The following is a 9,358-nucleotide window of genomic DNA, read 5'->3' as shown; positions in this document are numbered from 1 at the left end:
ATCATCGCCACCGCGCCGACCACCACCAGCACGATGCCGATGCACAGATCCATCCGCTCATAGCGGATGAAACGCGGCGTGATCCGCTTGTCGACGATGTAGCTCTGCTGGAAGAACAATTGCCACGGCGCGACAGTCGTGCCGACGATGCCGATCACGAGCAGCATGACGTCGGACAGCTTCGAGCCTTTCGGCCAGCTCGGCATGACGAAGTCGCGCGCGATGGTGCCGACGGGCGGATGGATCGAGACGAGCACGGGCACGAGCAGCAGGCTCAACACGCAGAGCACGATGGCGAAATGCTCGAAACGCCGGAAGTCGCCGGTGCTGACTGCAGCCATCGTCAGCACAGCGGCAATACCGACGCCGAGCACTTTCGATACGCCGAGAAAATCGAGCGCGAACGTGATACCGATGAACTCCGTGACGATGGTCAGCGCGTTGAGCAGGAACAGATCGATGACGCTGAACGCGCCCCAAAACTTCCCGAAGCGCTGAAAGATCAGCCGCGCATGGCCGACACCGGTGACGGCGCCCAGGCGCAGCACCATTTCCTGATTGACGTAGAGGACGGGAATCAACAACGCGAGCGTCCACAATAGCGTGGTGCCATAGTTCTGGCCGGCTTGCGTGTAAGTGCCGAAGGCGCCGGCGTCGTTGTCGCCGACCATGACGATGAGCCCCGGGCCGAGGATGGCGAGCAGCGTACGCAGCCGCGCGCCCCAGTTCCGGCGCGGCGCGGTGTCATGATGGGCGATCGTGCCGAAGGCGCCACGGATATCGCCGGTGTGGGCGTCGTCGAGCACGGCGCTACGTGCGGACGAGACGTTTGCAGGCGTGGACATTTTTGTTTTCCTTGATGCGTCGATATTGTTGTTATCGTGTTCGTGAAACCGGGGCCTGGTCCAAGGCCCGTCGGTCTCGACTCGCCAGCGCCGCGATAGGCAGCGGCTTAAAGCGCGAAGGAACGCATGGGGCCTTGTTCAGGCGATGCAGGCGGCGTTCGGGATGGAGGAACGCCAGATCGAAGATCGGCTAGGGTCGGGGTCGGTCACGGCGGACTCCTTTTTCGCGTGGCCCGTATGCAATGCGCATAGGAACCTGTTCATCGGCACGGCGGCAGCCGGGCTTTAGGCAAGCCCGCTGCCGGCGCGTACATACGTGCGTAGCCGCGAGCGAACGCCGTGCGCGGCAACGCACCGCCCAACGCGGCTGCGAACGAACGCAAAGCGGCGCCGAACGGCGGGTTGGCCATTCGAAATCGATGCGCGAAAAACAGGGAAAGAGACTGCGATGCGCACCGTCTGCCTGTGGGCATGACGGCGGCTAAAAGAAGAATTCAGCGGGCGTCGTGCCGATCAGGCGGAAACACTGTTCGAAGGTCGACTACTGCAACTGTCCAAGGCATATGCCCCATTTGTGGAATTGATGAAATTTTAGTTGCCGCGTGGAACCAGCGTCAACCCGCAATTTCAGTTTCGCTTAAAAAATCAATGCTGTTGCGTGCTATTGCGCCTGTTCGCTGGGCTGCGTCGAAGGAAGCCTGGCAGGGGACCGTCAGATGCGCGCAACAACGATAAGCGGCACGGCAACTTCAATGCCTCGGGGATCGCGAGTGATGGCGGCTTCGCTCAAATCTCAGTGCGAGCGGATCGGCGGGGATCCGCGGACGGCTGACCCAAAAAAGCGGTGTCGACCATCGGAACGCGCTCGATCCCGCTGCCTTACCCGGCTGCGTCCCGCTCCTCATTTCGGGGCGCGCGCTGTTCGGGAACGAGCGAATCGATCAGCGTACGCATGCGCTTCCAGTGCGATCCTTCCCAAAACACACGCTTGCAGATGTCGCAGGTGACGAATTGCGCGTGGCGCTCGAGCACGCCTTCGGGGGCCCGGCCCACCGCCTGCGCTTTGTCGATCCGCCGCAGCGGCGCATTGCAGGACAGACAGAGCCGAAAGGGCTGGACGCTGCCCGCCAGATCGAGTCGATCGACGATTTCGCGCAGTTGGAGCTGCGGCTTGAGCGCTCTCACATAGCAGCCGTGCGTGATCGTGCGGCGCTTGAGCAGTTCGCGATCGCGCGTGAGCACGATGCGGTCTTGCCCGGTGGCGATCGCCTCGATTTCGGCGTCGGGGAAATGATTGTCGTAAAGCGTGTCGAATCCGGCCAGACGCAGCAGTTGCGCGAGCCCGCCGAGGTGCGCATCGGCGATGAACCGCACCGTCCTCAGCGGCCGCTCGCGCACGCGGAGTAATGGCGAGATGTCGAGCGCTTCGAACTTCGGATAAACGGCGACGCGGTCACCGTTTTCGAGCATGCGGTCGAAGCCGACCGATTCGCCGTTCACGATGATGAGCTCGACTTCGGTGTGAGGAACGCCGAGCGCTTCGATCATGTGCTTGGTGGTGGCGGCGTGGGCGCACGCGCAACTGAAGGCGCGTGCACGCAAGGGCCGAGCGAGGAAATCGTTCAGCTCTTCATAAAACCGGAACGTGGCGGTGATCGGCGGCATTGCACGAGTATCGCACCGGCGGCGCACGCCTGTGCGTCCGTGCCGGCACGTTCCGCACGATCGCGCTCTACTTCGGGATCTGGGCGAGACTTCATCGGCCGGGCTGACTCGCCGAGCGATGTCGTCGATTCGTTTCGCCTACGTCGAATGGCGATCAAGCGCATAATCGCCGCTTCGAGCCCTACCGGAGCCTTTGCGTCATGAGTCTGCATACCTGGTGGCTGTACGTCGCTACCGTCTTCGTCGTTTCCGCCATTCCCGGGCCGAATATGCTCGTCGTCATGACGCATAGCGCCCAGCACACGGTTCGCCGCGCCACGGCCACCATGGCCGGGTGTTTGTCGGCGCTCGTCCTGATGCTGTCGATCTCGGCCGCCGGGCTCGGCGTCTTCCTCAAGGCATGGCCGACGATGTTCGATGCGCTGCGTCTGATCGGGGCGGCGTATCTGATTTATCTCGGCGTGAAGTCCTGGCGCGCGAAAGTGGATGACCACGCGAGCGCCGTTTCGCCGGCGAGCGCCGATGGAGCGGAATCCGCGAAACCCACGCGTTCGCCCGGCGCGCTTTATCGCAACGGCTTCCTCGTCGCGAGCAGCAACCCGAAGGCAATCTTGTTCGCCGCCGCGCTACTGCCCCAGTTCATCGACGCATCGAAAGCGACACTGCCGCAGTTCGGCATCCTCGTCGTCACGTTCGCGGTGATCGAGGTCAGCTGGTACCTCGTGTACGCGATCTGCGGCGCGCGCATCGGCGCGACGCTCAAGAGCGGGCGTGTTGCCCGCGCGTTCAATCGTCTCACCGGCGGCGTATTCGTCGGCTTCGGCGCGATGATGGCGCTCGTGCGGCACTGACCGCACCGATTTTATGACCGGCCCGGGCGATCGATCGGGTCGGTCCGCACAACAAGCTCAACAAGCACAATAAGCTCAATAAGCGAAGTACGGCCCCCTGCCTCCCGGCGTCGACGCTTGCTCGATGGCCGCGTAGACGTTGCGGCCGTAAAAGAACGGCAGCCCCCAGTCGAATACCTGCGAGCCGACGAATGCAGGACCTGCGAAGAGCGGCATCGCCGCCGCGCCGCCCGATGCTTGCCAGATCTGCGCGGCATTGCCGACGCTGAATGTCACTGCGCTCGTCGTACCGTTGGCGCCCGTGTTCACGGCGCTGAATTGCTCGGTGGCGCTCGGGCAGTAATACGCCTGATTGGGGTTGGCGCAGGCCGACATCCGATTGGTCGAGAAGAACAAGCCCGTCGAGCCGCTATCGATGATGCTGCCGCCGTACGTGGTGCCGTTTTGCGTGGTCGTGAAGACGCCCCGGGACGGATCGACACCGATGACTTGCGCCCCCGCGAGCCCATTGTTGCTTTGGGTGCCGATCCCGAAAATGAGTGCCCCGCTGACGCTCGCCGCGCCGGCACCCGCCACGGCGGGCAGGCTGACGATGACGCCGTTGCCGTCCGTCCCGAAATACGTCACCGGATTGGCGACTTGCAGCGCTTCGGCCACCGCTGTCGGCGCGCAGCTCGTCCCCGCGCAAGCATAGTAAATCCCGGCGATCGCCTGGTTCGCGCAGGCCGCGCCGCAGTCGTGCCGGAATACGCCGATGCCCAGAATGCCGTTCGCGGCCAAGGCCGTCGGTGTATTACGCGCTGCGCCCGTATTGGCGCAAGTGCCCGGCACCGCGGCGTAGTTCGGATCGATGACTTGAATCGGAAGCGAGCTCGCGTGCTCCCCGCCGATTTGTACATCGGCGATCCGCACGGAGCCCCAGGTGTAGCCGTCGAAGAACTGCATGCATTCCGCCAGGGCGCTCCCGTTGCCGTTCGTTTGCTGCGGTAGCGCGACCGACGCCGGCAATTGAGCGGCAAACACCCGCAGCCCCCACGATCCCGTATCGACGAGGACATGGTCGATCGTTTGGCAGTTCGCGCCGCCGGGCGAGCACACCGTGACGCTGACGAACGGCATGTTGGGTACGCCGGAGATGCCGTGATCGACGCTGATCGCCGCGACGTTGGCAGGCTGCGCGGGGCTGGGCGCCGGAGTCTGCGCCGAGGTACTGCTGACCGAAGTCGAGCCTCCGCCCCCGCCTCCCCCTCCGCCGCAAGCCGCGACCAAACAGGTGAGGAGTGCGATGACCACCACGGTGGCGACGCTTGAATTGAATGGTCGGAACATGGTTCGACCCCTTAGCGAACGACGCTGGCGTCGACGCCGGGCGGCAGCGCTTGCGGCAGGTAGGCATGCCCCGAAAACGCACGCAGATGGCCGCTGGAATAAACGACGAGGTCGCTCGCCGATACGGCCAGCGGCCCGCTGCCGCGGGTCGGGTTCGCGCTGGCGAACCGGTCGAAGGCGGTACCGAGCGTGGCTTTCAGATCGGGTAGCGTGGGGCCGTCCCAGGCAACGCCGAAGACGATGCCGTTCGATCCGACGTATTCGCGAACGACGGTGCCCGACGGCAGCGTGATCGTATGAACAGTGAACGGGCCATGCACGATGCTTGCGTGGGATATAGCGGCAAGGTGGGTGGCATCGGTGCTGACGCTGTCGACATGCTGGCCGAGGGCGGCCTGCGCGACGGGTGCGGCGAGCCAGCCGGCCGCGGCGAGCGCGACTGCGATTGCGCCCGAATGAACATGCGATTTCACTGCGTTTCCTTAGCGATGGATGCGCCGGCGGGCCGGCAGAGACGCCGAAGGACGCGCACGATAGCGCGATGGTCGTCGTCACCAGCCGGTTGAACGGACGCCCGGCGCCGAACTTTAGGCGGGTGCGCGGATTTTTTGCGTCGAACGGAACGGTGGACCAGGGGCCGGTGGGACCCGACCGCCGAGCCGGGGTGTTTGAGAAAGGGGATCAGCGCGCGTCGGAGCAGGGGTGCGCGCCGATTCGCAGCCGCGGGCGCGTTTGAATCGCGCGCATGAGGCGGCGGGTTGCCGCGGGATTGAAAAATATTTTGCGTAAGTGAGCAGAAACCCTTATTTTTAACCGAGCGCTGAACTGTTTCTCCATATGCTCGTTTGAATAGGTGGTGCCTTATCCGTGACAACGCGAATCATCATACGAAGCCTCGCCGTGCGTCACATGGCGGCGATTCAGTCGAAATGAGCACTGTGCAACGAGGATGAAGCAATGAAATCCGATTGGTACGGCGCGCACGGAACGGTCGCGAACGAAGCGGAAGAGCCCGGTGAGCCGGGAAAGATGGGCGGTGCGAGTGGTGGGCACCGTAAACGCGTGCTGATCGCCGATGCCGACGCCGCCGCTCGCCGCATGCTGGTCAATCTGGTCGAAAGCCTCGGATATGAGGCGGTTGCGGCGCCCGATATCGACGCAGCGATCGAAATCGCCCGGCAGGCGCCGCCGGATGCCGCGATGATCGATATCGGTGCCCCGATGCTGGAAGGATTGCCTGCGGCACGGCGCATGCGGGCGGTGGTTGGACAATCCGCATTGCTGCTGATTGCGCTGACGGGATGGGGCCAGCCGCAATACCGCGACATGGCGTTGGCGGCGGGCTTTGATGTGCATTGGGTCAAGCCGGTCGGCGTTGATCAGTTGGGATTTTTGCTGTCGATGACCCTCGTATGACACCGACGTTCAGGTCGCCGGCTGTTGCGTCGCGGCAACGTATGCGGTGTGCGGCCAAAGGGTCTGTTGCAACGCATCAAACGGTTTGTTAGAGTGAACGTGTCTCCTCCATGTCTCCTCTGATATTGATTCAGCCCGCCGCTTGGCGGGCTTTTTTTTGTGCGCCCGGCAGGGCGTACAAAAAAAAAGCCGGCATGAGCCGGCTTTCATGATGCATTCGTTTCAGTTCACAGCATCGGTGGCTGTCCGTATCAACGCTGCAGCCCAGCTTGCTCATCGGCGCCGATGGCAAGATTCATACATTGGATCGCCGCGCCCGACGCGCCCTTGCCGAGGTTATCGAGCCGGGCGACCGTGACAAAGCGCTCCTCGTTGCCGAAGACAAACAAGTCGACGCGATTCGTATCGTTGTTCGCTTGCACATCGAAGAAGCCTTCATCCAGATTGTGCTCGGCATCGAACGGCGCCACGTGCACGAACGCTTCGCCCTTGTAGTACTCGGCGAACAGCGCTTGCACGTCGCGCGGTCCCACGCGCTTGGCGAGTTGATCGGGCGTGAAGTAGGTCGTGACGGCCAAGCCCTTATAGAACGGCCCCACGATCGGCGTGAAGATCGGCGCGGCCGCCAGGCCCGTGTGGGCCGCCATTTCAGGCAAATGCTTGTGGCCCAGCGCCAGCGCATAGGCACGCGGGCTTTGCAGCTTCGGATTCGGCTCGGCCGCTTCGTAATCGGCGATCATCTTCTTGCCGCCGCCGCTGTAGCCCGTGATCGAGTAGCAATGCGCGGCAAAATCAGGCGCGACCACGCCGGCATCGACGAGCGGACGCGTGGCGAGCACGAAGGCCGATGCATGACAGCCGGGCACCGCGATGCGCTTGGCCGTGCGCAGCCGTTCACGTTGCGCGGGCGCCAGCTCGGGCAGGCCGTACGCCCAATCGGCGTGCGTGCGAAAAGCCGTGCTCGCGTCGATCAGCACCGTCTTTTCGTTTTCGACGAGGCCGGCCGATTCGCGCGAGGCGACGTCCGGCAGACACAGGAACGTGACATCGGAGGCGTTGATGAGCCGGCGGCGCTCCTCGAGATCCTTGCGCTTCGCTTCCTCGATGCGGAGCACTTCGACATCGGTCCGGCGCGACAGGTATTCGAAAATCTTCAGACCCGTCGTGCCTTCCTGTCCGTCGACAAAAACTTTCGTGCTCATTTCGATCTCGCTATGTGGCCGGTGAACGCGCTGCGTGCCGCAGCGCCAAAGCCATGATTTTAAGGGTTGTTTCCGGGGATTGTTGTGAAATTTGGGTGCGGCGCCGCAGAAGCTGCCCGCCAGCGGGGGCGACGGCGCGACCGGCCCACGGACGTGCTCAGCGCCCGTACGTTACGGTCAGGCTTGCCTTGGCGAGCACCGCCGTATTGATCTCGTGATCGAACATCAGCGCATGGCGCGCCGGGCCGAGCCGTAAATCCATCGTGTCCAGGGCAAACACGGTAACGACATAGCGGTGCGGCTTGCCGGGCGGCGGGCAGGGGCCGCCATAGCCCGTATCCCCCCAATCGTTGCGGGCTTCGATCGCGCCGATCTTCTTCAGGTACCCCGAACGGCTCGCGTTCGCCGGCAGCGACTGGATGCCCGGCGGGATATCGGCGACGGCCCAGTGCCACCAGCCGGGGCCGGGCGCGTCGATATCGAAGACCGTGATGGCGAAGCTTTTGGTGCCGGCAGGCGCGTTCTGCCACGACAGCTGCGGCGAGGCATTGGTCCCATTGCAGCCGTTTTGATCGTAGACCTGGGCGCGGCCAACGGTGGCGCCGTTGCGCAAGTCGCTACTCGTCAGCCCGAATGCGCCTTGGGCGGCGACAGGGTTCGCGTTCACAGACAGCCAGCCGGCGCAGCACAACGATGCGACCGCCGCCGAGCCCTTCGACGACAGCCTGAACCAGATCGATCCGACGACTTCGCGAGCTCTACGCATGAGCCGATTTCTCCGGGAGGGACCTCGTTGCGGCCGAATATTTGCCGACATCGCGCCGCCATACGCCAGCCAGTCTAACATCGGCCTCATGAATGCATCCGCCCCCTCTTCACGCTCCCACTGCGCGCAGCTTCCGCGCCGCGTCCGTGTCGTCGTCGCCGACGATCATCCCGCCATTGTGCTCGGCGTGCGGCACGCGCTGGACGCCTTCGGCGATCTTCTCATCGTCGGGCAGGCGAGCCAGTCGTCCGAACTCGTGGAAACGCTGCGGCGTGTCGCGGTCGATGTCGTCGTGACCGACCTGTCGATGCCCGGGGGGGATTACGGCGATGGACTGGCGTTGATCGGCTATTTGCGGCGGCACTTTCCGACACTGCGGATCGTCGTGCTGACGATGCTCGGCAATGGTGCGCTGCTGCGCCGATTGTTCGAAGCGGGGACGGCCGGTGTCGTCGGCAAGTGCGACGATCTGGCGCACATCGGGCTTGCCGTGCGCCAGGCGATGCGGGGCGGGCGTTACGTCAGCCCTTCGCTGTGTGCCGCGCTCGAGAGCAGCGGCGCGCGAAATGGCCGGCCGACGAGGCGGCTCGCGCTTTCGCCGCGAGAGATCGAAGTCGTCCGGCTGTTTGCGGCCGGCCTGAGCGTCAGCGAAATCGCCGCGCGGCACCATCGGAGCATCAAGACGGTCAGTTCGCACAAGATATCGGCGTTGCGCAAGCTCGGTCTCGCCTGTGACGCCGAGTTGATCGAATATGCCCGGGCAAACGGGCTCGCGCATCGTGCGATGAGCACTGAGCCGCCGCGACAACCGGAGGGGGAGGCGGAATACGGCTTGATATGAAGGATGAACGGGCGTGAAGCGGTGAGGCGCGCGGGCATGGACCGCCCACGCGCACATGTGAACTGAAGCGCTCGCTTACTGCGGCGTGGCAGTCGCGCCGCCGTGCGCGGCCGACCACTCGGCCGGCGCATTCAGGAACTTCTCGACTTCGTCGAGCGTTTTGGTATCGAAGTAGCCCGACGCCTTCGCCACGCGCAGGACATCCCACCAGGTTGCGAGCGCGTGCAGGTCGACATCGATGTCTTTCAGCACCGATACGCTTTCCTTGAAGATGTTGTAGTGAAACAGCACAAAGCAGTGGTTCACTCGCGCACCCGCCGTGCGCAGCGCATTGACGAAGTTGATCTTGCTGCGGCTGTCGGTCGTCAAATCTTCGACGAGCAATACGCGGGAGCCTTCTTCCAGGTTGCCTTCGATCTGCGCATTGCGGCCGAAACCCTTCG

At 63.8% G+C, this 9,358-nt stretch carries 10 protein-coding genes; 3 read left to right on the top strand and 7 right to left on the bottom strand.

Annotated features, from left to right (window positions below; all coding sequences use genetic code 11):
• Positions 1 to 845, bottom strand: an 845-nt coding sequence (locus tag ACTHL0_RS04700; RefSeq protein ID WP_440565430.1) for an NRAMP family divalent metal transporter, incomplete at its 3' end; no start/stop codon positions are given.
• An 879-nt stretch (positions 846 to 1,724) separates the two neighbouring features.
• On the bottom strand, positions 1,725 to 2,510 hold the full coding sequence (locus ACTHL0_RS04695; RefSeq protein WP_440565429.1) for a Mut7-C RNAse domain-containing protein: 786 nt from the start codon (positions 2,508 to 2,510) through the stop codon (positions 1,725 to 1,727).
• Positions 2,511 to 2,710: 200 nt separating this feature from the next.
• Between ACTHL0_RS04695 and ACTHL0_RS04690 the strand changes: the two genes are divergently transcribed.
• Positions 2,711 to 3,361, top strand: a complete 651-nt coding sequence (locus ACTHL0_RS04690; RefSeq protein ID WP_440565428.1) for a LysE family translocator — start codon at positions 2,711 to 2,713, stop codon at positions 3,359 to 3,361.
• 75 nt (positions 3,362 to 3,436) lie between these two features.
• Here the strand turns inward: ACTHL0_RS04690 and ACTHL0_RS04685 are convergent, their stop codons facing one another.
• The gene (locus tag ACTHL0_RS04685) at positions 3,437 to 4,690 is read right to left on the bottom strand and encodes a DUF3443 domain-containing protein (RefSeq protein WP_440565427.1); all 1,254 of its coding nucleotides are present in this window, start codon (positions 4,688 to 4,690) and stop codon (positions 3,437 to 3,439) included.
• 11 nt (positions 4,691 to 4,701) lie between these two features.
• Positions 4,702 to 5,163, bottom strand: coding sequence for a DUF2844 domain-containing protein (locus ACTHL0_RS04680; protein ID WP_440565426.1), 462 nt, complete (start codon positions 5,161 to 5,163; stop codon positions 4,702 to 4,704).
• Between the two features lie 484 nt (positions 5,164 to 5,647).
• On the opposite strand from ACTHL0_RS04680, the gene ACTHL0_RS04675 reads away from it, so the two are divergent.
• Positions 5,648 to 6,106 (top strand): response regulator, encoded by a 459-nt coding sequence (locus tag ACTHL0_RS04675; protein WP_440565425.1) that lies wholly within the window; start codon positions 5,648 to 5,650, stop codon positions 6,104 to 6,106.
• Positions 6,107 to 6,357: 251 nt separating this feature from the next.
• Here the strand turns inward: ACTHL0_RS04675 and argC are convergent, their stop codons facing one another.
• Together argC and ACTHL0_RS04665 are read right to left on the bottom strand one after the other, a co-directional pair.
• Positions 6,358 to 7,308: an N-acetyl-gamma-glutamyl-phosphate reductase gene (gene argC, locus ACTHL0_RS04670; RefSeq protein ID WP_440565424.1), complete on the bottom strand. Its 951-nt coding sequence runs from the start codon at positions 7,306 to 7,308 to the stop codon at positions 6,358 to 6,360.
• Between the two features lie 157 nt (positions 7,309 to 7,465).
• Positions 7,466 to 8,074 (bottom strand): YbhB/YbcL family Raf kinase inhibitor-like protein, encoded by a 609-nt coding sequence (locus tag ACTHL0_RS04665; RefSeq protein ID WP_440565423.1) that lies wholly within the window; start codon positions 8,072 to 8,074, stop codon positions 7,466 to 7,468.
• Between the two features lie 88 nt (positions 8,075 to 8,162).
• On the opposite strand from ACTHL0_RS04665, the gene ACTHL0_RS04660 reads away from it, so the two are divergent.
• Positions 8,163 to 8,915 (top strand): response regulator, encoded by a 753-nt coding sequence (locus ACTHL0_RS04660; protein ID WP_440565422.1) that lies wholly within the window; start codon positions 8,163 to 8,165, stop codon positions 8,913 to 8,915.
• 75 nt (positions 8,916 to 8,990) lie between these two features.
• Here ACTHL0_RS04660 and ACTHL0_RS04655 read toward each other — a convergent pair.
• A partial coding sequence (locus tag ACTHL0_RS04655) for an orotate phosphoribosyltransferase (protein ID WP_440565421.1) occupies positions 8,991 to 9,358 on the bottom strand: 368 nt, incomplete at its 5' end.

Source organism: Trinickia sp., from assembly GCF_051961175.1.
In the GTDB taxonomy this organism is placed as follows: Bacteria; Pseudomonadota; Gammaproteobacteria; order Burkholderiales; family Burkholderiaceae; genus Trinickia.
Note: the sequence above shows the minus strand (reverse complement) of the source record. Positions and strands in the feature narration are given on the sequence as shown.